Annotated in this window: 23 protein-coding genes and 2 tRNA genes; 11 read left to right on the top strand and 14 right to left on the bottom strand. The window is 71.5% G+C overall.

Translation table 11 applies throughout. The annotated features are described in order from the left end of the window. Window positions 1-58: 58 nt before the first annotated feature. The 3 genes from OG456_RS22980 to OG456_RS22970 all read right to left on the bottom strand — a co-directional run bounded on the left by OG456_RS22980 (window position 59) and on the right by OG456_RS22970 (window position 2794). Window positions 59-1150 (bottom strand): LLM class flavin-dependent oxidoreductase, encoded by a 1092-nt coding sequence (locus tag OG456_RS22980; protein WP_266563945.1) that lies wholly within the window; start codon window positions 1148-1150, stop codon window positions 59-61. Window positions 1151-1247: 97 nt separating this feature from the next. Beyond that, window positions 1248-1979 carry a decarboxylase gene (locus tag OG456_RS22975; RefSeq protein WP_266563943.1) on the bottom strand — a complete coding sequence of 244 codons (732 nt, stop codon included), beginning with the start codon at window positions 1977-1979 and terminating at the stop codon, window positions 1248-1250. Beyond that, on the bottom strand, window positions 1976-2794 hold the full coding sequence (locus tag OG456_RS22970) for an aspartate/glutamate racemase family protein (protein WP_266563941.1): 819 nt from the start codon (window positions 2792-2794) through the stop codon (window positions 1976-1978). The genes OG456_RS22975 and OG456_RS22970 overlap by 4 nt, the downstream gene beginning before the upstream one ends. Window positions 2795-3132: 338 nt before the next feature. Between OG456_RS22970 and OG456_RS22965 the strand changes: the two genes are divergently transcribed. Both OG456_RS22965 and OG456_RS22960 read left to right on the top strand, forming a co-directional pair. Then, entirely contained in the window at window positions 3133-4020 is an 888-nt protein-coding gene (locus tag OG456_RS22965; RefSeq protein ID WP_266569390.1) for a D-2-hydroxyacid dehydrogenase, read from the top strand. Window positions 4021-4087: 67 nt separating this feature from the next. Further along, window positions 4088-5491, top strand: a complete 1404-nt coding sequence (locus OG456_RS22960; protein WP_266563939.1) for an amidase — start codon at window positions 4088-4090, stop codon at window positions 5489-5491. On the opposite strand, the gene OG456_RS22955 is transcribed toward OG456_RS22960, so the two are convergent. Continuing rightward, window positions 5478-5978 (bottom strand): DUF3830 family protein, encoded by a 501-nt coding sequence (locus OG456_RS22955; RefSeq protein ID WP_266569389.1) that lies wholly within the window; start codon window positions 5976-5978, stop codon window positions 5478-5480. The genes OG456_RS22960 and OG456_RS22955 overlap by 14 nt on opposite strands. A 109-nt stretch (window positions 5979-6087) precedes the next feature. On the opposite strand from OG456_RS22955, the gene ehuB reads away from it, so the two are divergent. From ehuB to OG456_RS22925, 6 genes are all read left to right on the top strand, one after another. Next, window positions 6088-7005 carry an ectoine/hydroxyectoine ABC transporter substrate-binding protein EhuB gene (gene ehuB / locus OG456_RS22950; RefSeq protein ID WP_266563937.1) on the top strand — a complete coding sequence of 306 codons (918 nt, stop codon included), beginning with the start codon at window positions 6088-6090 and terminating at the stop codon, window positions 7003-7005. Next, window positions 7002-7748, top strand: coding sequence for an ectoine/hydroxyectoine ABC transporter permease subunit EhuC (gene ehuC, locus OG456_RS22945; RefSeq protein ID WP_266563935.1), 747 nt, complete (start codon window positions 7002-7004; stop codon window positions 7746-7748). The genes ehuB and ehuC overlap by 4 nt, the downstream gene beginning before the upstream one ends. Before the next feature lie 47 nt (window positions 7749-7795). Next, on the top strand, window positions 7796-8413 hold the full coding sequence (ehuD, locus tag OG456_RS22940) for an ectoine/hydroxyectoine ABC transporter permease subunit EhuD (protein ID WP_266569388.1): 618 nt from the start codon (window positions 7796-7798) through the stop codon (window positions 8411-8413). Then, window positions 8403-9218: an ectoine/hydroxyectoine ABC transporter ATP-binding protein EhuA gene (gene ehuA / locus OG456_RS22935; RefSeq protein WP_266563933.1), complete on the top strand. Its 816-nt coding sequence runs from the start codon at window positions 8403-8405 to the stop codon at window positions 9216-9218. Before ehuD ends, ehuA begins: the two co-directional genes overlap by 11 nt. A 197-nt stretch (window positions 9219-9415) precedes the next feature. Continuing rightward, window positions 9416-10174, top strand: a complete 759-nt coding sequence (locus OG456_RS22930) for an IclR family transcriptional regulator (protein WP_266563931.1) — start codon at window positions 9416-9418, stop codon at window positions 10172-10174. A 61-nt stretch (window positions 10175-10235) separates the two neighbouring features. Then, a tRNA-Lys gene (locus OG456_RS22925) sits at window positions 10236-10309 on the top strand. Window positions 10310-10557: 248 nt separating this feature from the next. On the opposite strand, the gene OG456_RS22920 is transcribed toward OG456_RS22925, so the two are convergent. The 3 genes from OG456_RS22920 to OG456_RS22910 form a co-directional block, all read right to left on the bottom strand. Then, a complete protein-coding gene (locus tag OG456_RS22920; protein WP_266563929.1) occupies window positions 10558-11217 on the bottom strand; it encodes a response regulator transcription factor in 660 nt (219 codons plus the stop codon). Beyond that, complete coding sequence (locus OG456_RS22915) at window positions 11202-12467, bottom strand: sensor domain-containing protein (protein ID WP_266563927.1); 1266 nt, start codon at window positions 12465-12467, stop codon at window positions 11202-11204. Before OG456_RS22915 ends, OG456_RS22920 begins: the two co-directional genes overlap by 16 nt. A gap of 67 nt (window positions 12468-12534) precedes the next feature. After that, window positions 12535-12966: a helix-turn-helix domain-containing protein gene (locus OG456_RS22910; RefSeq protein ID WP_266563925.1), complete on the bottom strand. Its 432-nt coding sequence runs from the start codon at window positions 12964-12966 to the stop codon at window positions 12535-12537. A gap of 109 nt (window positions 12967-13075) precedes the next feature. Between OG456_RS22910 and OG456_RS22905 the strand changes: the two genes are divergently transcribed. Then, the gene (locus OG456_RS22905; protein ID WP_266563923.1) at window positions 13076-13912 is read left to right on the top strand and encodes an NAD(P)H-binding protein; all 837 of its coding nucleotides are present in this window, start codon (window positions 13076-13078) and stop codon (window positions 13910-13912) included. 23 nt (window positions 13913-13935) lie between these two features. Here OG456_RS22905 and OG456_RS22900 read toward each other — a convergent pair whose 3' ends face one another. The 7 genes from OG456_RS22900 to OG456_RS22870 form a co-directional block, all read right to left on the bottom strand. Continuing rightward, window positions 13936-15603 carry a long-chain-fatty-acid--CoA ligase gene (locus OG456_RS22900; RefSeq protein ID WP_266563921.1) on the bottom strand — a complete coding sequence of 556 codons (1668 nt, stop codon included), beginning with the start codon at window positions 15601-15603 and terminating at the stop codon, window positions 13936-13938. Window positions 15604-15655: 52 nt separating this feature from the next. Beyond that, window positions 15656-16081: a DUF3592 domain-containing protein gene (locus OG456_RS22895; protein ID WP_266563919.1), complete on the bottom strand. Its 426-nt coding sequence runs from the start codon at window positions 16079-16081 to the stop codon at window positions 15656-15658. A gap of 12 nt (window positions 16082-16093) precedes the next feature. Then, window positions 16094-16540 carry a DUF3592 domain-containing protein gene (locus tag OG456_RS22890; RefSeq protein WP_323136350.1) on the bottom strand — a complete coding sequence of 149 codons (447 nt, stop codon included), beginning with the start codon at window positions 16538-16540 and terminating at the stop codon, window positions 16094-16096. A 92-nt stretch (window positions 16541-16632) separates the two neighbouring features. Further along, window positions 16633-17229 carry a lytic polysaccharide monooxygenase gene (locus tag OG456_RS22885; RefSeq protein WP_266563917.1) on the bottom strand — a complete coding sequence of 199 codons (597 nt, stop codon included), beginning with the start codon at window positions 17227-17229 and terminating at the stop codon, window positions 16633-16635. Between the two features lie 89 nt (window positions 17230-17318). After that, the gene (locus tag OG456_RS22880) at window positions 17319-17969 is read right to left on the bottom strand and encodes a nucleoside/nucleotide kinase family protein (RefSeq protein WP_266563915.1); all 651 of its coding nucleotides are present in this window, start codon (window positions 17967-17969) and stop codon (window positions 17319-17321) included. A gap of 10 nt (window positions 17970-17979) precedes the next feature. Then, window positions 17980-19221, bottom strand: a complete 1242-nt coding sequence (locus OG456_RS22875; RefSeq protein WP_266563884.1) for an SPFH domain-containing protein — start codon at window positions 19219-19221, stop codon at window positions 17980-17982. Between the two features lie 156 nt (window positions 19222-19377). Next, entirely contained in the window at window positions 19378-20703 is a 1326-nt protein-coding gene (locus OG456_RS22870; RefSeq protein WP_266563882.1) for a peptidoglycan-binding protein, read from the bottom strand. A 186-nt stretch (window positions 20704-20889) separates the two neighbouring features. On the opposite strand from OG456_RS22870, the gene OG456_RS22865 reads away from it, so the two are divergent. Continuing rightward, a tRNA-Lys gene (locus OG456_RS22865) sits at window positions 20890-20963 on the top strand. 122 nt (window positions 20964-21085) lie between these two features. Next, on the top strand, window positions 21086-21796 hold the full coding sequence (locus OG456_RS22860) for a FadR/GntR family transcriptional regulator (protein ID WP_266563880.1): 711 nt from the start codon (window positions 21086-21088) through the stop codon (window positions 21794-21796). The last annotated feature ends 113 nt before the right edge of the window (window positions 21797-21909 follow it).

Here is a 21909-nt window from a genome sequence, read left to right as displayed (position 1 = left end):
TGAAAGACCGGGGGGTGCCGCCTCCCCCGAGCGAGGCGGCACCCCCGGGTCGGCCGGGTCAGCCGAGCGGCAGCCCGTACGCGTCGGCGACGAGTTCGTAACTGCGCAGGCGGATCTCGGCGGTGTGGGCGTTGGCGGTGAGCATCAGCTCGTCGGCGCCGGTGCGCTTCTGGAGGTCGTCGAGGCCCGCGCGGACCTCGTCGGCGGTGCCGTGGATGACGTTCGCGTTCCAGCTGTCGACGAACTCCCGCTCCATCGGGCTGAACGCGTAGGTCTCCGCCTCCTCGGGGGTCGGGACGAGGCCGGGGCGGCCGGTGCGCAGGCGGACCATGTTGAGGGCGGCCGCGAGGACCTGGCGGCGGGCCTCCCTCTCCTCGTCCGCGGCGAGCGCGGAGACGCCGATGAGGGCGTACGGGGAGGACAGGACCGCGGACGGCTTGAAGGACTCGCGGTAGAGGTCGAGGGCCGGGACCGTGTTCTGCGCGGAGAAGTGGTGCGCGAACGCGAAGGGCAGGCCGAGGACACCGGCGAGGCGGGCGCTGAAGCCGGAGGAGCCGAGGAGCCAGATCGGCGGGCGGTGCGGGGACTGCACACCGCCGGGGGACGTGGCCTGCACCGGGCCCGGGACCGCGTGGATGCGGGCGTATGGGTGGCCGTCCGGGAAGTCGTCGTCGAGGAACCGGGTCAGCTCGGCGAGCTGCTGGGGGAAGTCGTCGGCGCCCTCGTTGAGCCGGTCGGTGCGGCGCAGGGCGGCGGCCGTCGCGCCGTCGGTGCCGGGGGCGCGGCCGAGGCCGAGGTCGATACGGCCCGGGGCCATCGCCTCCAGGGTGCCGAACTGCTCGGCGATGACCAGGGGCGCGTGGTTGGGCAGCATGACGCCGCCCGAGCCGAGGCGGATGCGCTCGGTGTGGGCGGCGAGATGCGCCAGGATCACGGCCGGGGACGAGGACGCCACGCCCGGCATGGAGTGGTGTTCGGCGACCCAGTAGCGGTTGAAGCCGCGGTTCTCGGCGAGCTTGGCGATCTTGACGCTGGTCCGCAGGGCGTCGGTCGCGGTGCGGCCGGCGCCCACGGTCACCAGATCGAGGACCGAGAGGGGCACGGGGGCGGTGCCCTGGGCGGTTGCCCGGATCTCGTCGTTACCGGCCACGGAGTCCTCCTGTAAGTACGGTGCTGTCTGCGCCCGGACTTAACGGAGGATGGCTCCGGTTTATTCCGGACGCCTTGTTCCGAAGGCCTGACGAAGATCACACCTGCACCAGCGGCTCCTTCGTGAAGAGCGCGCCGAGCGCCGGTGCGTTCACGCGCCGCCCCGCGAGCCGCAGCGCCTCCCACACGGTGACCTGGTTGGCTGTCAGGACCGGCTTGCCCAGCTCCTGCTCCAGGTCACGGATGTAGGCCGCCGTGTGCAGGGCCGTGTCCGGCAGGAGCAGCGCCTGCGCGTCCGCGTGATCGCCCGCCTCCGCCATCGCCCTGACCTCCGGCCACCCCCAGGTGCCGACCTCGGCCGCCGTGATGATGCCGCTGCCGCGCACCGAGACGACCTCGATCCCCGCCGCCTTCAGGAACGTGCGGAAGTGCTCCGCCACGTCCTCCGGATACGTCGCCGCGATCGCGACGCTGCGCGCGCCGACCTCGCCCACGGCGTGGGCGAACGCGAACGACGTACTGGAGGCGGGCAGGCCCGCGGTTCTGGCCAGGTCCCGCACCTGTTCGTGCGCGCCCTCCCAGCCCCGGACGAAGCTGCCGCTGGTGCACGCCCAGACGACCGCCTCGGCGCCGGCCAGGCGCAGCTCCTCGACACCGGCGGCGAGCCGCTGCGGGGAGCCCATCTCGATCAGCGCGTCGACGCGGTGCGCGTCCTCACCGATGTCGGTGTGGACGAGCGACAGCCTCACATCGCTGTCGATCAGCATCTCGATACGCGGATAGTCGTCCTCGGCCGAGTGTCCCGGGTAGAGAAATCCGACTGCGGTCATGCCCACCCTTCCTGTTCTTCCGGCAGCTCATGGGCCGGTTCCTGCGGCATCTGCGGCAGCTCGGGGGCCGGCCAGTGGCGCGCCGACTCGTCGAGCAGCGCCTGATACGGCCCCACGGCACGGGTACCCAGCCTGCGCAGCGCTGCCCACACCGTGACCTGATTGGCTGAGATCACCGGGATCCGCAGCTCGGCCTCCAGCTGCGGGATGACGTCGTACGTCGGCAGGTTCGTGCAGCTGATGAACAGCGCGTCGGCGTCCAGGCGGGCCGCGCCCCTGGCCATGTCGGCCACGTCCCGGTACGGAACCTTCCAGATGTGCCGGGTCAGGCCGAGGAAGGCGCGGCCCGTGACGGTGATGCCGGCCTCGGCCAGATACTCCTCCAGCGACTCGGTCACCGACCGCGTGTACGGCGTGACCAGGGCGATACGGCGGGCGCCCAGCTCGGCGAGCGCTTCGAGGAGCGCGCCCGACGTGGTGACGGAGGGGCGTTCGCCCGACCGGAACATGGCCTCGCACATGGCGCGTTCGCCGGCGATGCCGCCGACGAAGCTGCCCGACGTACAGGCGTACGCGAGGACCTCGGGTTCGGCGGCGCTCAGCGCGCGCACCGCCTCGCCGAGGGTCTCGTGCTCACTGACCAGACGCGCCAGGTCGAGGCTGACCTCGACGGGCACGTACGGCGTACGGGTGAGGTGCAGTGACACCTCGTCCGGAACCCAGCGCCACAGTTCGCGGTCGAGGGCGAAGTCGAAGGGTGCGACGACACCGACACCGCGTTGCGGGTGTGGTCCGCCGAGGAAGGAGACGTCCATGAGCAGGCCCCAAGTCTCTTGAGACGTACGAGACGATGCAGCGGAGAGCCGGCCGGCGGGCCGGGACGTCGGGACAGGGCTGGGCAACGGAAAAGTGCCTCTGTTGACGAAGGTAGGTTCGGGTGCCAGCGTGGTCAATCCGCACTTTTTCCTACCAATGAAGCGGACCATCGTTGCGAAACGGTTTCTGCCGATGACCGGCACCATGTCCAACTCGACGACCAGCCGGAATCCCGGCCCGATGCCCATGACTGCCCGGCCCGACGACCGGAGCGAATGTGTCTGAAGTGACCCTGCTGGTGCTCGACGACGACCCCCCGCCGCGCCTGGGCCGGCTCATGGGACGGGCGCGCGTCGTGCACGCCGACGCGTCGACGCTCGCCGCTCAACTCCCCTCGGCCGACGTGCTGCTGGTGTGGGACTTCCTGTCCGACGCGGTGCGCCGCGCCTGGCCGGGCGAGGGTCCGCGCCCGCGCTGGGTGCACACCGCGAGCGCGGGCGTCGACCGGCTGATGTGCCCGGAACTCGCCGCGTCGGACACGGTCGTGACGAACGCGCGCGGCGTCTTCGACCAGCCGATCGCCGAGTACGTCGGCGCGCTCGTCCTCGCCATGGCCAAGGACCTGCCGCGCACGCTCGCTCTCCAGGACGAGCGCGAATGGCGCCACCGCGAGACGCAGCGCGTCGCGGGTACCCGGGCGTGCGTGGTGGGTTCCGGGCCGATCGGCCGGGCGATCGTCGCGACGCTGAAGGCGCTCGGGATCACGACGGCGCTCGTCGGGCGCACCGCGCGGTCCGGCGTGCACGGGCCGGCCGACCTCGGGCGGCTGATCGCCCGCGCGGACTGGGTGGTGTGCGCGGCGCCGCTGACCGACGACACGCGCGGCATGTTCGACGCGCGGCTCTTCGGGATGATGCAGCCGTCCGCCCGCTTCATCAACGTGGGCCGAGGGCAGCTCGTCGTCGAGGACGATCTCGCCGACGCGCTGGCCAAGCGGTGGATCGCGGGCGCCGCGCTCGACGTGTTCGAGCACGAGCCGCTGCCGCCGGACAGCGCCCTGTGGACCGCGCCCGGCCTGATCGTCTCCCCGCACATGAGCGGCGACACGGTCGGCTGGCGGGACGAACTGTCGCGCCAGTTCGTGGAGTTCTACGAGAAATGGGAGTCCGGGGAGCCGCTTCCGAACGTGGTCGACAAGAAACGTGGGTATGTCCCCGGACACTGACCGATCTGAATGATCTGGCTGATCCAGATCCCGGATCGGCACTCCCGGACCGACCTGAGGAGAGCGGATGACCGAGCTCACCGAGCTGACCGCGGAAGCGCTCGTCGACGGCTATCGCAAGGGCGATTTCAGCCCCGTCGATGCCACGCGGGCCGTCCTGCGCCGCATCGAGGAGGTGGATCCCGCGGTCAACGCCTTCGTGCGGCTCGACGCGGAGACCGCCCTCGCGCAGGCGGAGGCGAGCGCGGAGCGCTGGCGCAGAGGTGAGCCGCAGGGCCTGGTGGACGGGGTCCCGGTGTCGGTGAAGGACATCCTGCTGATGCGCGGCGGGCCGACGCTGCGCGGCTCGCGCACGGTGCGGGCCGACGGCGCGTGGGAGGAGGACGCGCCGTCCGTGGCGCGGCTGCGCGAGCACGGCGCGGTGTTCGTGGGCCGCACGACGACGCCGGAGTTCGGCTGGAAGGGCGTCACGGACTCGCCGCTGTCGGGCGTGACCCGCAATCCGTACGACCTCTCACGCACCTCGGGCGGATCGAGCGGCGGCAGCGCGGCGGCGGTGGCGCTCGGGGCGGGGCCGCTGTCCCTGGGCACCGACGGCGGCGGCTCGGTGCGGATCCCGGCGGCGTTCTGCGGGATCTTCGGCCTGAAGCCGACCTACGGGCGGGTGCCGCTCTATCCCGCGTCCGCGTTCGGGACGCTCGCGCATGTGGGGCCGATGACGCGGGACGCGGCCGACGCGGCACTGATGATGGACGTGATCACCGGCGCGGACTGGCGTGACTGGACGCAGCTCGGCCCGGTGGAGGGCGGTTTCCGCGAGGGGCTGCGGGGCGGGGTGCGGGGGCTGCGCGTCGCGTTCTCGCCGTCGTTCGGTGGACAGGTCGCGGTGCGGCCGGCGGTCGCGGCGGCGGTCCGCAAGGCGGTGGAGGGGCTCGCGGGGCTAGGGGCGTACGTCGAGGAGGCCGATCCGGACGTCACGGACCCGGTCGAGGCGTTCCACACGCTGTGGTTCAGCGGGGCGGCGCGGGTGACGCAGAATCTGTCGCCCGCACAGCGCGCGCTGCTCGATCCGGGCCTGCGCGAGATCTGTGCGCAGGGGTCCGGGGTCAGCGCGCTCACGTATCTCGCGGCGGTCGACGCGCGGGCCGCACTCGGGCGGCGGATGGGCCGGTTCCACTCGTCGTACGACCTGCTGGTGACGCCGACGCTGCCGCTGACCGCGTTCGAGGCGGGCGCCGAGGTGCCCAAGGGGTCGGGGCTGCGGCGCTGGACGGGGTGGACTCCGTTCACGTACCCGTTCAACCTGACGCAGCAGCCGGCGGCGACCGTCCCGGTGGGGGTGGACGCGGACGGGCTGCCGGTGGGCCTTCAGATCGTCGGCGCGCGGCACGCGGACGCGCTGGTCCTGCGTGCCGCGCGCACCTTGTACGAGGCGGGGATCGCCGGAATTCCGGCGCCTACGCCCGCCTGAACGCGAGCGTCTCGCCCAGCGCGCCGCCGCGCCACAGGTCCTGGCAGGCCTCGGCCATCCGGTCGAGGCCTTCCACGACCTGGCCCCAGACGATGCCGGGGACCCAGCCGACATCGCCGTTGATCAGCAGGTTGTTGCGCTCGTAGAAGAGGGCGAGGTCGACGACGGCCGCGCCGGGCTCGAGCTCGGCACCGGATTCGTAGCCGTATGCCTGGGTCCCCAGTTCCGTGCCGGAAAAGGAGAAATAGCAGAGGTCCCCCGGAATGGGGGTGATGGTCGGATTCTCCAGAGGTGGCTCCCGGTCCGCGAATGCCGGGAAAAGGGCGTAGATCTCGTTGCGCGCGTATTTCGCGTGGTAGACGTCGGAGCTCAGTGGAAGCGCGTCCCACACCGCCGCACAGGTCAGCGGAGCGCGGTCGTCGAGCAGCTTTGCCGTGCACTGAACTCCCCGCTTGGCGAGGGAGACTTCGATGTATCGGTCGGCCATGCCCTCCATGTTCAGCCCCATGCTCCCCCCTGGGTCAAGGGCGCCCCGCTCGCATCAGGGGCTTGAATTGATACGCATAGGTCGTGTCGAGTCGGGTAGCCGCGCGCCCATGGCTCCACCTATTTGGAATGTCACAGAAGGAACACGAAGCCTAGAAAGCAACAGAAGGGGCATACGCCGACGATCCCTGCTCATCGGCGCCACCACTGTCGGAGCGGCCGGCGCCCTCGGGGCCGCGGGTTGCAGCCGCGTACCGAACGGCGACACCCTTGCCCGGCTCCAGGGGCAGGGCACGGTACGTCTCGGGATCGCGGGCGAGGTGCCGTACGGCTACATCGACGACAGCGGCAAGTTCACGGGTGAGGCCGTCGAACTCGCCAAGGTCATCTTCAAACGGCTCGGTGTCGGCCATGTCCAGCCCGTCGCCACCGACTTCAGCTCCCTGATACCCGGCCTGCAGACCCAGCAGTTCGACGTGGTGTCGGCCGGGATGTACATCAACAAGGAGCGCTGCCAGCAGGTCATCTTCTCGGACCCCGAGTACCAGATGCTGGACTCCTTCATCGTCCGCAAGGGCAACCCGAAGAACCTGCACGACTACGCGGACTGCGTGAAGGCGAAGGCGAAGTTCGGCACGGGCACCGGCTACGCGGAGATCGCCTACGCGGTCGAGGCGGGCTACAAGGAAAGCGACATCGTCATCCTCCAGGACCAGGTCGCCGGCCTGAACGCCGTGGAGGCGGGACGCATCGACGTGTTCGCCGGCACCGCCCTCACCACGCGTGAGGTGACGAAGAAGAGCCGCAGGGCCGAGCACACCGAGCCGTTCGCTCCCCTGGTCGGAGGCAAGAAGCACGTCGACGGCGGCGGATTCACGTTCCGCTCGAACGACACCAAGATGCGCGACGCCTTCAACAAGGAGATCCACAAGATGAAGGCGAGCGGCGAACTCTTCCGCATCCTGCGGCCGTTCGGCTTCACCCAGGCCGAGATGACGAAGCTGACCGCAGAGGAGCTGTGCAAATGACAGCGGGACTGTGGGAACACTGGGTCCTTCCGGGCATCTGGATCACGATCCAGCTGACCGTGTACAGCGCGGCCCTCGCGACCGTCGTCGCCTTCGGCGTGGGCATGGCCCGCACCCACCGGCTGAAGACCGTGCGTTTCCTCGCCGGCTTCTACACCGAGGTCTTCCGCGGCACGTCGGCGCTGATCCTGATGTTCTGGATCTTCTTCGTGCTGCCGCAGCTCGCCGGCTGGTCGCTGGTCCCGATGTGGGCCGCGGTCCTGGCGCTCGGCCTGTCCTACGGCGCGTACGGCGCCGAGGTGGTGCGCGGCGCGCTCAACGCCGTGGCGCCCGCCCAGCGCGAAGCGGGGGTCGCGCTGAGCTTCACCCCCTGGCAGCGCATGCGGCTGATCCTGCTGCCGCAGGCCGTACCGGAGATGATCCCGCCGTTCTCGAACCTGCTGGTCGAGCTCCTCAAGGGCACCGCCCTGGTCTCGCTGCTCGGCATCGGTGACGTCTCGTTCGCCGCGTACCTGGTGCGCCTCGCCACCCAGGAGAGCGCCCAGATCTACGCGATCACCCTGGTCATCTACTTCGTGATCGCCTTCCTGCTCACGCGCGGGATGCGCGCGCTCGAGCGCAAGACCAAGGCCGGCATAGGCCGGCGCCCCGACCCGGGAACCGGCATCATGCGCAAGCTCAGCATCCGTCGGACGACGGAGACCGCTCCCGTTCCCACCAGCGCGGGAGGTGGCGGCGCGTGATCACCACCGCATCCAGCACCTGGGACTGGTCGGCCGTCGCCGACTTCATGCCGCACTTCTGGGACGGCGTGCTCGTCACACTCCAGGCCCTCGTCCTCGGCTCGCTGATCTCCTTCAGCCTCGGCCTGGTCTGGGCCATCGCCTTCCGCGCCCCGACGCGCTTCGTGCGCTGGCCGGTGGGCATCGTCACCGAGTTCATCCGCAACACCCCGCTGCTCGTGCAGCTCTTCTTCCTGTACTTCGTGCTGCCGGAGTGGGGCATCCAGTTCTCCGCTCTGACCACCGGCATCGTCGCCATCGGCCTGCACTACTCGACGTACACCGCGCAGGTCTACCGCGCGGGCATCGAGGCCGTGCCCGCCGGCCAGTGGGAGGCGGCACGGGCGCTGAGCCTGCCGTACCGCAGGACGTGGACGGCGGTGATCCTGCCGCAGGCGATCCGCCGCGTGATCCCGGCGCTCGGCAACTACGTGATCGCGATGCTGAAGGACACCCCGCTGCTCGCCGGGATCGGCGTGCTCGAACTGCTTCAGCGGTCCCGCCTGGAAGCGGCCCAGACCTTCCAGTACACGGAGGCCCTGACCGTCGTGGGTGTCGCCTTCATCGTCATCGCCTACCCCTCCTCCCTCCTCCTCCGAGCCCTGGAGCGACGTCTTGTCCGCTGACGCGAACCTCCCCAAAGACCAGCCGAACCCCAAGGTGGACGGCAGCGAGCTGATCCGCTTCGACAAGGTCGTCAAGCGCTTCGGCGGCAACACCGTCCTCGACGAGCTCGACTTCTCCGTCGACTCGGGTAAGCACGTCACGCTGATCGGTCCGTCGGGCTCCGGCAAGACGACGATCCTCCGGCTCCTGATGACCCTGATCAAGCCCGACGAGGGCACGATCAAGGTCAACGGCGACTACCTCACGCACGAGGAGAGGGCCGGCAAGCTCGTCCCGGCCGGCGAGAAGCACATCCGCGAGGTCCGCAAGAACATCGGGATGGTCTTCCAGCAGTTCAACCTCTTCCCGAACATGAAGGTCCTGCGCAACATCATGGAGGCGCCGGTCACCGTGCTCGGCCTCTCCAAGGACGAGGCGGAGCAGCGCGCCCGCGAGCTGCTCGACATGGTCGGTCTCGGCGACCGCTGCGACGCGTACCCGACGCAGCTCTCCGGCGGCCAGCAGCAGCGCGTCGCCATCGCCCGCGCCCTCGCGATGCGGCCGCAGGTGCTGCTCCTCGACGAGGTCACCTCCGCGCTCGACCCGGAGCTCGTCGCCGGCGTCCTGGACGTGCTGCGCGACATCGCGCACACCACGGACATCACGATGCTCTGCGTGACCCACGAGATGAATTTCGCCCGCGACATCTCGGACCAGGTCCTGATGTTCGACGCGGGCCGGGTCATCGAGTCCGGGTCGCCGGAGAAGATCTTCAGCGATCCGGAGCACGAGCGGACGCGGGAATTTCTCAGCGCAGTTCTGTGACCACGATCGGTGAGGGCCGGTAAGTATCGAGGCCCCGAACCTGGGGCATGACTTTGGCATATGCCAGGGTGGCGCGTTCCTGCTGACAGGCCCGGAGCGCGCCACCAAAGTCGCCAACAGGCGCCCCACAAAGGCCCCTTGACGGCTATCGTGGAGCGAGGCCAGCTGTCCGGAACCGGTCCTTGCAGGGGGATGCCGTGGCGCTGAAACACGAGTCGATCGCGCAGCACCACTCGGTGCAGCACGCCCTTCGTGTGCTCGAAACCGTCGCACGACGCGGCGTCGGCGTCACCGGCACCGAGCTCGGCAACGAGACAGGGCTGCCCGCCGACCGACTCGCCCCACTGCTGCGCATGCTGCGCCGCGAGGGGTACGTGGAGCAGACCTCCGACGGCGCGTACGTCACGGGCGAGACGCTGACCGGCCTCGGCTCGGCGCAGGGCCGCGAGGACGCGCTCACCACGAGCCTCCAGCGCACCCTCGACCGGCTGCGCGAGACGGTGGGCGCGGCGGTCTATCTCAGCCGGTACGTGGACGGCGAGATCCGCATCACCCAGTTCGCCCAGGGCCCCACGACCCCCGCGGTCAACGAGTGGGTGGACTTCCGCTCCGCGGCGCACGCCAGCGCGATCGGCAAGAGCCTCCTCGGCCAGCTCGACCTCAACGGGCGGCGCGACCACCTCTCCCGCCACAAGATGGCCCGCCTCACCTCGCGCACGATCACGAACGAGCGCGTCCTGCTCTCCAAGCTCGACGCCCAGCCCGCGACGGTGCCGGTCCTCGACCTCCAGGAGTACGCGGTGGGCACGGTATGCGCCGCCGTCCCGATCACGGCAGGCTCCTCGGTCGGCTGCCTCGCCCTCTCGCTCCCCCTGGAGCACGCCCACCGCCTGCACCACGCGGCGGACACGCTCAACCGCGGTGCGGCTCCGTTGCTGCTCTCCCTGGCGATCTAGGACCCACGCCAGGGGTGTGCGAAGCACCCCTCAGGACCAGGTATTATTTTCGAGTCAGCAGGCGCCGCTAGCTCAGTTGGTTAGAGCAGCTGACTCTTAATCAGCGGGTCCGGGGTTCGAGTCCCTGGCGGCGCACAGACACGGCGAAGGCCCTCCACGCGAGTGGGGGGCCTTCGCTTATTGGCGGGCGGCCCGCCCCGACGCAGCGAAGGCGGCTGGGGGGCCGGGGGTCGTCCCCCGGAAAGACACAGCATCAGCGGGTCCGGGGTTCGAGTCCCTGGCGGCGCACAGACACGGTGAAGGCCCTCCACGAGAGTGGGGGGCCTTCGCTATGGGCAGGCCCTCGCGGAGGCCGGAGCCTTTCGCTTGCGGTCGCTCGCGCATCAAGCCCGCAGGTAGGCCAGCACCGCCAGCACCCTTCGATGGGTGTCCGCGTCGTCGGCCGGGGGCAGGTCCAGTTTTCCCAGGATGTTGCCGATGTGCTTGCCGACCGCGGCCTCGCTCACCACCAGGTCCCGGGCGATCGCGCCGTTCGACCTGCCCTCGGCGACCAGGGCGAGCACCTCGCGCTCGCGCGGGGTGAGGCGCTCCAGGGGGTCGCGGCGGCGGCGCAGCAGCTGGCGTACCACTTCGGGGTCGACGACCGTGCCGCCGGAGGCAACCCGTTCCACCGCCTCGACGAACTGCTCGACCTGCCCGACGCGGTCCTTGAGCAGATAGCCGACGCCGGTGCCGTCGCCCGTGTCGAGGAGCTCGGCCGCGTACGAGCGCTGCACGTACTGGCTGAGGACCAGGACCGGCAGGCCGGGGCGATCGGCGCGCAGGGCGAGCGCGGCGCGCAGGCCCTCGTCCTGGAAGCCGGGCGGCATCCGTACGTCGGTGAGGACGAGGTCCGGCGTGTGCTCGGCGACGGCGGCACGTAGCGCGTCCGCGTCACCGACCGCGGCGACCACCGCGTGCCCGAACCGGGCGAGCAGGCCCACGAGGCCCTCGCGCAGCAGCACCGCGTCCTCGGCGAGGACCACTCTCAGAGCGCTGGACACGGAATCTCCAGGGACAGTGCGGTCGGCCCGCCGGCCGGGCTGATGATCGTCAGTGTGCCATCGAGGACGGCGAGCCGGTCGGCGAGTCCGGTGAGCCCGCTGCCGCGCGCGGGGTCGGCGCCCCCGCCCCCGTCGTCGCGTACGTCGATGACGAGGCGGCCCCGCTCATGGCGTGCGGTGAGCCGGGCGCGGGTGGCGCCGCTGTGCTTGGCGGTGTTGGCGAGGGCCTCGCACACCGCGAAGTAGGCGGCGGACTCGACGGGCCCGGGCAGCCGGGGCAGGTCGATACGGGTATCGACGGGGACGGCCGAGCGGTCGGCGGCGTCGTCGAGAGCGGCCGCGAGCCCGTAGTCGGCGAGGACCTGGGGGTGGATTCCGTGGATCAACTCCCTCAGCTCCACGAGGACTTGGCCGGCCTCGTCGTGCGCGGCGGCGATGCGTTCGGCGAGCGGTCCCGTCGCGGGGGCGTCGAGGCGGGCGAGTCCGAGGCTCATCGTGAGGGCGACCAGGCGCTGTTGGGCACCGTCGTGCAGGTCGCGCTCGATGCGGCGCCGCTCGGCCTCGAACGCGGCGACCAGGCGCGCCCGCGACCTGGTGACCTCCGCGAGCCGCGCCTCCTCCTCCGTCTCGCGGGGCGCGAGCAGCAGCCGGGCGAGCGCGCCCCGGGCCGCGGCGTAGGCGCCGAGCGGATAGAGGAGCACCGCGAGCAGGGCGAGCCCGGCGACGGTGCACAGGGCGGCCTGCCCGTACGAGTCGATGAGCCAGAGCTTCACGACCCGGGTGTCGTGCCCGGCGCTCGCGAGCTGGAGCGGCGCCGCCGCCACCACCCCGGCCAGGCCGACCGTGCAGGCCAGGACCAGCAGGTCGAGCGGCCACAGGACGAGCGCGAGGAGTGCGGCGTAAGCGAGTTCGCGCCAGGTGGCCTGCTCACCGAGGCGCAGCCGCAGCCAGGCCGTGGCGCCGGGGTCGGCCGGTGTGCGGTGCGGGCTGGGCGCCGCCTGCCCGGTCACGGGCCGCAGCCGCCGTCGCTCCAGCGCCCCGACCGGGACCCCGGCGAGTGCGAGCAGGGCGAGCAGCGGCAGCCCCACGAGGACGAGGGAGAGCACGGCGCCCGCGACGCCGAGCGTCACGAAGGTGACCAGGAGCGGCGCCCCCACGAGCACCCCTCCCGCCAGATACCCGGCGGCGCGCCACGGGGCGCTGCCGCGCAGGTAGGAGGGGTCACGCAGGGAGGCGGCGAGGGAGGTCATCGGGCGGGGCCGGCGGCTGGAGACCGCCCGGCAGCCGGGGACGACCCCGCAGCATGGGACGGCCCCGTCACCGGAGTCGACCCCTGACCGGAGAAGGCCCCGTGACCGGAGAAGGCCCCGTCGACTCCCCCGCGTCGAACCTCTGCCGGGCCTCCTCGACCAGGGGAAGGTGCCCGGACGACCACTCGGCGAGTGTCGCGAACAGCGGTGCGAGGCTGCGACCCAGGTCGCTGATCTCGTACTCGACCCGGGGCGGCACCTCCGGGTAGTACGTGCGCACGACGAGTCCGTCGCGCTCCATCTGCCGCAGGCGCTGTGTGAGCACCTTCGGGGTGATGGTGCCGATGGCGCGCTGGAGCTGCACGAAGCGCTGGGTGCCGTACTCGTTGAGCGCCCACAGGATCGGCGTGGTCCAGCGGCTGAAGACGATGTCGAGGACCGGCGAGATCGGGCAGGCCTGCTCGGGCCCGCCCCCCTGCCACCGCGTACTGCCGCTCATACAGCCCTCCCGGGAAGTCACTTTCCTCTAGGTACCTACTTTACTCAGGATGCTAGCTTTCGAGAACCGGGCGGGGCCTCAAGGTCCCCGCAGGACAAGGGAGTTGAAGATGATCGTTGTCACGGGTGCCACCGGGAACGTCGGCCGTCCGCTCGTCACCGCCCTGAACGCCGCGGGCGAGCAGGTCACCGCCGTATCGCGCCGCCCCGCGCCCGACCTGCCCGTACGCCACGTCCAGGCGGACGTCGGCGACGCGGAGAGTCTGCGGCCCGCGCTGGAGGGGGCCGACGCGCTGTTCCTGCTGATCGGCGCGGAGCTGCATCAGGCCGGGGAGCCGCCGGCCGCCGTGCTCGACGCGGCGAAGGCGGCCGGCGTGCGCCGGGTGGTACTGCTCTCCTCCCAGGGGGCGGTGACGCGGCCCGACGCCGTCTCGCACGTCAGGCTGCACGCGTTCGAGGAGGCCGTACGCCAGTCGGGCCTGGACTGGACGCTGCTGCGTCCCGGCGGCTTCGCCTCGAACGCCTTCGCCTGGGCCGACTCCGTACGCGCCCACCGCACCGTCGCCGCCCCGTTCGCCGATGTGGCGCTGCCGGTGATCGACCCGGCGGACATCGCCGCGGCGGCAGCCGTCGTGCTGCGCGAGGACGGTCACGCGGGCCTGGCCTACGAGCTGACGGGACCGGCCACGGTCGCGCCGCGCGAACAGGCCGCGGCACTCGGCGAGGCGATCGGCGCCGAGGTGCGGTTCACCGAACTGAGCCGCGCGGAGGCCCGCGCCTTCATGACGCGGTTCATGCCGGAACCGGTCGTGGACGGCACGCTCGACATCCTCGGTTCGCCGCACCCCGCCGAGCAGCGGGTGAGCCCGGACGTGCGGACCCTGCTCGGCCGCGAGCCCGGCACGTTCGCCCAGTGGGCGGCCCGCAACGCGGCGGCCTTCGCCTGACCGGCACCACGGGCACGTCCGGCTCACCGGTCCAGCAGTTCCGACCGCCCTTGTGCCGCGTACTCCTCCGTGAGCGCCACGACGTCGGCATCGGTGAGGCGCCGGTAGCCGCTCTCCCCCGGTGGCCGCCACCACACGGGGTCGGCGCACCGGAACCCCTCGCGGCGCAGCCCCACCCGGTGCACCTTGTTCGTCGCGGTGACGGGCATCCGCTCCACGACCCGGACGAAGCGCGGCGCCATCTTCGTCCCCAAGTCGGCCTGGGACATCAGGAACTCGGCGAAGGCGAGCGGGTCGAAGGGGCCGGCCGGGTCCGTCACGCGCAGGGCGAGCGTCGCCATCACCTGGTCGCCGGCCACCGGGTCCGGCACTCCGTACACGGCGACGGCGGCGGCGCGTTCGTACCGGGCGAGGATGTTCTCGATCATCGCGGGCGCCAGGTTCTCGCTGTCGACCCGCAGCCGGTCGTCGGTGCGGCCCGCGAAGTACAGGAACCCCTCGCGATCGCGGTAGAAGAGGTCCCCCGTCCAGTACCAGCCGTCCCGCACCCGCTGTCCGTACGCGTCCTCGTTGCGCCAGTACCCCTCGAAGGGCGTACGCCCCCGGTTGACCAACTCCCCTATCGCGGAAGCCCCGTTGAGGAGCCGCCCGTCCGCGTCGAAGTCCGCGGGCGGGCACTCCCGCCGGGTGGCCGCGTCGACGACGGCCAGGTCGTCCCCGGGCGTCGCCCGGCCTATCGCCCCGGCCGGCGTCCCCGCCGAGCGCTGGATGGCGGCGCCGCCCTCGGAGGACCCGTATCCCTCGACGAGCCGCACCCCGAACCGCTCGGCGAACCGCGCCGCGTCCACCGCCCCCGCCTCCGTGCCGAAGCCGACCCGCAGCGGGTTGTCCCGGTCGTCAGGCCGCTCGTCGGTGGCCAGGATGTACTGCACGGCCCGCCCTACATACGTGAAGTACGTGGCTCCGTACGTCCGTACGTCGTCCAGGAAGCGCGACGCCGAGAACCGGCGTCGCAACGCCACGCCCGCGCCCGCCGCGACGGCCGGCGCCCAGTCGGCGATCACCGCGTTGCCGTGGAAGAGCGGCATGCAGATGTAGTGGACGTCGTCGCGGCGCACCCCGAACTGGCCGACGAGGGACTGCCCGGCGGCCGCCAGGCGCCCCTGTGTGCAGATCGCGGCCTTGGGCGCACCCGTGGAGCCGGAGGTGAAGTACAGCAGCATGCGGGTGTCGGGGGTGGCGCGGACCGGATCGGGCTTGGCTCCCTCGTACGGCGCGAGCAGTTCGGCGTACGCGTCGGAGTCCGTCACCAGGATGCGTACGCCCGGGAGTCGGAGACCGTCGAGCAACGGCAGATGGGCGCGTTCGGTGACGAGGACGCGGCAGTCGGTGTGCAGGATGTCGCGGGCGAGTTCGGGGCCGCGCCGGGTGGGGTTGACGCCGGCGACGGCGGCGCCCGCGAGGGCCGCGGCGCTCAGCCAGAGCGGGAACTCCGGGGTGTTGTCGAGGAGTACGCCGAGGTGCGGATCGGCTCCCCGGGGCAGCAGGTCGGCGAGGAGCGCGGCCCGGGCGGCGGCGCCCGCGGCCACCTCGTGATGGCTGAGGACCTGGCCCTCGCACCACAGTCCGGGGCGGTGGTCGCCCCATCGCTCCTGTACGAGTTCCGCGACGGTACGCCTCATGGGACCCATGACCGCGCACCATAATTGACGTACCGTCAGAAGTGGAGACCCAGGCGGCGGATCAGCCGTACTGGACCATGACGTTGATGAGTATGCCGATGGTCACGACGATGACGCCGAGGCCGAAGATCACGCCGAAGGCGTCCTTGCCGGGACTCGGCTCCGACGCGGTGGCCTTGTCGGGCCACTGGACCGTGTAGTGGACGACCGCCTCGTCACCGACGGCCCGGCTCGGCGGACCCCCGGACTCCTTGAACCGGATCGCTCGCCGGTCGGCGGTGGTGAAGTCGTACTCGTGCCACTGGATCCGGCGGGCGATGTTGTTGACCACCTGGACCGTCACATAGGCCCGGACGACCCGTGCCTGCGCGGTCAGCCCGCTCCGCCAGGCGGCCTGCCGCTCGTTGCTTCTGCGGACGATCGCGTACCCGGCCCAGATCAGGACGAGGATCAGGACCGGGAAGAGTATGTGGAAGACGGCATCCATGGGGGCCTCGGGTCAGAAGGGCATCTCGGCGGCGGCGACAACGAAGAATACGCAGAAGGCGACGACGAGACCGAGGAAGCCCAGGAGGAACACCATGCCCGCTGCGGCCCGCACCGGGGCCGGGGCGTGCGCCGTGGCACGGTCGGGGCGGTCGGCGGTGTAGTACACCGTCACGACATCGCCCTGCACGGTGGTCGCGGGCCCGTTGGTCTCCTCGAACCTGACGGGGCGTCCGTCACCGGCCGTGAACTCGTAGACGTGGTGCTGTGTGGTGCTCCGGTGGCCGTCGCTGTCACGCCTCGTCGAGGTGAACGCGCGCAGACAGCGGGCCTCTGCGGTCAGACCGCTCGCCCAGGCCCTTCTGACCTGCATCGAGCGGCGGGTCAGCGTCACCGCCATGAAGAGCGCCACCGACGCGATGAGCACGGGCACGATCAAGAACAACACCTGCATGGCCATCCCCCGATACCACGTTCCGTGCACGCCGCCCCGGTCGGAACGGCGTGCACGGAACGTACCCGCGCGAAGGCCCCGTGAGCCTCAAGCCATGCTCAGAACTGAACGTCCGAGCACGCGTAGAACGCGTTCGCCGTGTCCGCGATCGTCCACACAGCGAGGATCACGTGGTGGCCGCTCTTGCCGGAGGGCAGGGTGCCGGTGTGCGAGAGGGTGGCCGGGGGCTGGCCGCTGAACGGCACGGTGAGGAACGGCGCGGTGTCCAGGTCGGCCCTGGTCAGCGGCTTGCTGTCGTCCCAGCCGTTCTTGGTGATGTAGTAGCGGAAGTCCGTGGTGGAGTGCCGCGCGGTGAACTGCCAGCGGAAGGTCTGGCTCGCACCCGCGGTGACCTTGGTCGTCGGCCAGGCGGGGCCGTCGGGGGCCTTGGCGCCGTTGAGCGCGCCGAACTCTCCGTGGTTCGCGGAACAGATCGTGCCGTCGGCGGGGCCGGCCGCCGGGAAGCCCTTGGGGCCCTCGACGCTCTGCGGCTCCCACTGGATGTTGCCGCATCCGGTGACGGTGCCGTCGGCGCAGAGCTTCTGCCTGCTGATGGGGAGGTCGGTGTAGCCGTGGCTGCTCGCGCCGCCCGACGAGAGCACGAAGGCCCCCGCCGTGGTGAGGCCGAGCAGGGCCGCGTAGATCCTTTTTCGCATGCTGCCGCTCCTGGAGAACGTGGGGGAGTTCCGGTGAGCCGTGCGCACAGCGCTACATCAGGTCTAGACCAAGGCCCAGATTATTGCCGTCAGTTGACCGTGTCCATACCAAAAGACATGTCCATGCCCGTCGTGGAGAGGATCCGGTCGCATCTCCCCCGGGAGGCCTCGACCAGCTCGCCGTTGGGCGCGTCATTCCCGGCCACCCACGCGTGAGCCCCCGCCGCGTCCCGTCCGCCCGCCAACTGCCGCTCCACGAGCCGGACTTGACGCACCTCCACCGGAGCCTCGACATACCAGCACCGCGCCATCAGCTCCCGCGCCTCGCGCCAGCCCGGCAGGTCGCACGCCAGATAGTTCCCCTCGGTCACGACGAGCCGGGCCGCGGGCGGCACCAGATGCCGGGCGGCGACGGGCTCGTGCAACGTGCGGTCGTAATCGGGTGCGTAGATGTCCGCGGCGGTGTCGTCGAGGACCCGGCGCAGCAGCGCCACGTACCCCCGCACGTCGAAGCTCGGCTCGGAGCCCTTGCGCGCGGTCAGCCCGAGGCGCTCCAACTGGGCGTTGGCCAGATGGAATCCGTCGAGCGGCAGATACGCGGCCTGCTCGCCGATCCGCTCGACCAGGGCCCGCGCGAGCGTGGACTTCCCGGCGCCGGGCGGGCCCGCGATCCCCAGCAGGACACGCGGGCCCGACGCGGTGAGCTCCCAGGCTTCGGCCGTCAGTCTCGAGATCCCCATGGCGGGGACTCTACGACGCGTCGCCGCCCCGGCCGGTGTAGAACGCCACCGTCAGATCCTTGACCAGCGCCTTGCGCTCGTAGTCGTCCAGCTCGACCAGGCCGCGCGTCGTCAGCCGCGTCATCGTGTCCTCGACCGAGTCGACCACCGACGTCAGGACGCTGTCCCGGTGCTGCGCGTCGAGGGCCGCGATCCGGCGTCGCTGCATCGCGGCGGCGACCTCCGGCGCGTACTCGATCCTCGTCGGCTGCGCCGAGAACACCTCGATGCCGACGGGCGCCGCGTCGGCGGCGAGCTGCTTTGTGAGCGCGTCGCCGACGGCCTCCGCGTCGCGCAGGGTCGGGGCGTCCTGGTGGAAGGCGTCGGCGGGCAGCTGGGAGAGCACCCGAGCCATCGCCGCCTCCACGCACCGGCGCAGATACTCCTGGTGGTCCTCCACGGCGAGCGCGGCGCGCGCGGTGTCCTTGATGCGCCACACGACGAGGATGACGACGCGCAGGGCGACCCCGTTCGCGTCGACCGCCGGCATCGCCTCACTGCGCCAGTGCCGCAGGCGTACGTCGGTACGGCGGCGCAGGAACAGGGGGTTCACCCACATCAGGCCGGTGCGGCGGACGGTTCCGCGGTAGCGGCCGAAGAGCGTGAGCACCCACGCCTTGCCGGTCCGGCCACGCGCGAGACCGCCGAGCCCGAACAGGGCGAGCGCGCCCGAACCCGCGACGGCCGCCCACTGGACGGGCCCGAGCTGCGCCCCCGCCGGGACGGGCAGCGCCGTGATGTGCGGCAGCACCCCGCCCCGCCACAGCGACGCGACGCCGCCCACCGCGCCCGCGAGACCGCCGAGCACACCGACCGCGCCGGGCAGCGTGCGCCCGGGGCGCTCGACGAGGTCCGGGTCGACGACCGGCGCCGGGCGCGAGAGCGGTCGCGGCGGCAACCGGCGCGGGACGTGCGGCTGCTCGCCGCCGCTCCGCCGGCGCCCGACGACGGCCGGCCGCAGCCGCACCGAGACGGGGGCGGGCCCGTCCCGGGACAGCAGATGGACCGGGATCTCCGTGGTGGCCCCGCCGCGGATCAGCCGGGCGCCCCACCCGCCGGACGTCTCGGTTCCCGGCTCGGCGAAGCCCGCGGCGCGGACGCCCACGGACACCCCGTGACCGTCACGCGCACCGCCACGAACGTCACGCGCACCGCCACCGTCGGCCTCCGTGGGCAGCTCGGGCCCCTCCGGCCACTCCGTCGTCGTACTCATCCTTGCCTCCGTACTGGATCCGTACATACGCGATGACCTCCGGCCCGGCAGAGCCGGAGGGGTCGGGGTGTGCGGCGAGGCGAGTCGCCGCACACCCCCGCGGCCGCGTGCGGCCGGCGGGACCTCACGCCCCGCCGGCGGCCGGCCGGTGGGCGTTCACGAGAAGAGCCGTCGCCAGGTCTCGGGCCCCGGGTAACCGTCGGCCGCGCCGCCGCGCCAGCCCTGGGACCGCTGGAACGCCTCGACGCCCCGCCGGTCGGCCTCGCCCCAGCGGGAGCCCGGGCCCTTCGTGTAGTTCTTGCCGAAGCCCTTCTTCACCAGCTGCTTGCCGAGCTGGGCGACGTACGCGTTGCTCGCGCCCGGCCGGAACATTCCGCGCCCGGGATAGGGCGGCACCTTGGAAGCGGCGGAGCCGGGGCCGGACGCGGCGCCGGCGATGGGCGGAATGTCCTTGCCCTTGCCGCCGATCAGATAGGCCCAGGTCGTGGGCCCGGGCAGGCCGTCGGCACTCGTGCCCGTCCAGCCCTGCGCGCGCTGGAACGCCTGCGTGGCGAGCCGGTCGGCCTCACCCCAGCGCGGCCCGGGTCCGGTCTTGTAGAACCGCGCCCCGCCCCGGTCCACGAGCAGCTTCCCGAGCCGCGTGACGTTCGCGTTGTCCGCCCCGGTACCGAACGACTTGGCCCCCGGGAACTGCGTCGACGCCGAACCGCCGACCGCCGCCTTCTCCTCCTGCTTCAGCCCCTTGTAGCGATAGGGCACATAGTGGGACGAGTTGCTCCAGTAGGCATAGGGAGTGGACTGCTTGCGGGCTCTGGGCGGCGTCTGCTCGTACGCGACGTAGTAGGTGTGCGTGTAGTCGGTCCAGCCGCCGAAGAGGACGACGTGCGAGCCCTTCTGAGGGTTCGACGGATTGTGGAAGAGCAGCATGTCGCCGGGTTGGAGCTGCTCGCGCGTGATGCGTGTCCCGTACTTGTTGAGACTCCCGGTCCATTCGTTGCTGCCGAGGTTCCACGCCATGGAGACGAAGCCGGAGCAGTCCTGCCGGTACCCGTCGCTCCAGAACTTCACCATGCTGTACGGCACCTTGGCGGCGAGCCAGAGCTTGGCCCGTTTGACGATCGCCGCGCGGGTCGTGGCCGGCAGTCCGGTCACGTGCTTCGGGGGCGCGGCCGGGCTGCCCGCCGGCCCGTGCAGCGGGCCCGACCCGCCCTGCGGGGTCGGCGGCTCGTCCGAGGAAGGCAGCCCCGGCCTGGCCGGCCCGTGGTCGGACGCGACGGCGGGGACCGTGTGCGCGCCACCGATGACCGTGCCGGCCGCGGCCGCGAGGACGAGGGCGCGCCGGGCGCCGTGGGCGGCGGGGTGGCCGCCGAGACTGATCGTCAGCGACGACGGGGAGCTCCGGGCGGCACCCCGCCACTGAAGACACCCCGGGCAGTCGCAGTCGCTCGCAGGATCGAACTCCTCGAACACCGGAGCCTTCATGCGATTCCCCTCACACTCCAGAATGAAATGTCCAACAATCTGCACAAACGGAAGCCTCTCAACTCTCTGGCGATATCGCATGTTGACGGTCCGAATGATGCATTTACCGGATAAATAGGGTGATACGGACAGGCGTGGTGGTCCGGAGCACCCCAGGGATTCGGGTAGAGTTCTCCAGGTCAGCAGGCGCCGCTAGCTCAGTTGGTTAGAGCAGCTGACTCTTAATCAGCGGGTCCGGGGTTCGAGTCCCTGGCGGCGCACAGACAGGCGAAGGCCCTCCACGAGAGTGGGGGGCCTTCGCTATGGGCAGGCGCCCGAGCGATGGGCCCCTTTCTGCTGCTCGGGGGGCTACGGCTGCCGCTCCTGCCGATAACGTGGGCCCATGGCGCGCGACCTCCAGGAGCGGATCAAAAAGCTCATCATCGACCGGCGGCTTCCGTCCGGTGCCTCCCTGCCCACCGAGCCCGAGTTGATGGAGCTCCTCGGCGTCAGCCGGAACTCCGTGCGCGAGGCGCTCAAGGCCCTCCAGGCGATGGGCATCGTGGAGATCCGGCACGGCTTCGGCACCTACGTCGGACCGATGTCCATGGCCCCCATGATCGAGGGGCTCACCTTCCGCACCGTCGCCGGGCACTACCGCGGCGAGGACAGCCTGCTCCAGCTCCTCGAACTGCGCGAGGCCGTCGAGACCGGCCTCATCGCGCGCCTCGCCGGCCGCGTCCCCGAGGCCGACCTGGCCGAACTGGACGCCCTCGTCGACCGCATGGACGCAGAGGCGGCCACCGACGGCGCCGTGAGCCCGGGCACCGACCGCGCCTTCCACGCGACGCTCTACCGCGGCCTCGGAAACCCGCTGCTCGGCGAGGTCATGGAGGCGTTCTGGGACGCTTTCCACCGGGTGCGCACCGACCTCGTCGCCATCCCGCACGACCCGAAGGTCACCGGACTCCAGCACCGCGAGATCGTCGACGCGGTGCGCTCCGGCGACCCGCTGCGCGCGGAGCGCGCCATAAGGGAGCACTTCGGCGACATCCGCACCCGGCTGAGCACCCCGGCGAGCAACCCGACGGGCACCCCGACGGGCACCCCATGAGCAACGCCTGAGCACCTGGCGAGCACCCGACGGCAGCCGGCGGGCAACGCCTGAGCACCCCGGCGCGCGCCCGATGGGCAACGCCTGCACCCCCGGCGCGCGCCCCGTGCACG

The organism is Streptomyces sp. NBC_01446 (assembly GCF_026340095.1).
Lineage (GTDB): Bacteria > Actinomycetota > Actinomycetes > Streptomycetales > Streptomycetaceae > Streptomyces > Streptomyces aureus.
This window is presented reverse-complemented; position numbering and strand designations above follow the sequence as displayed.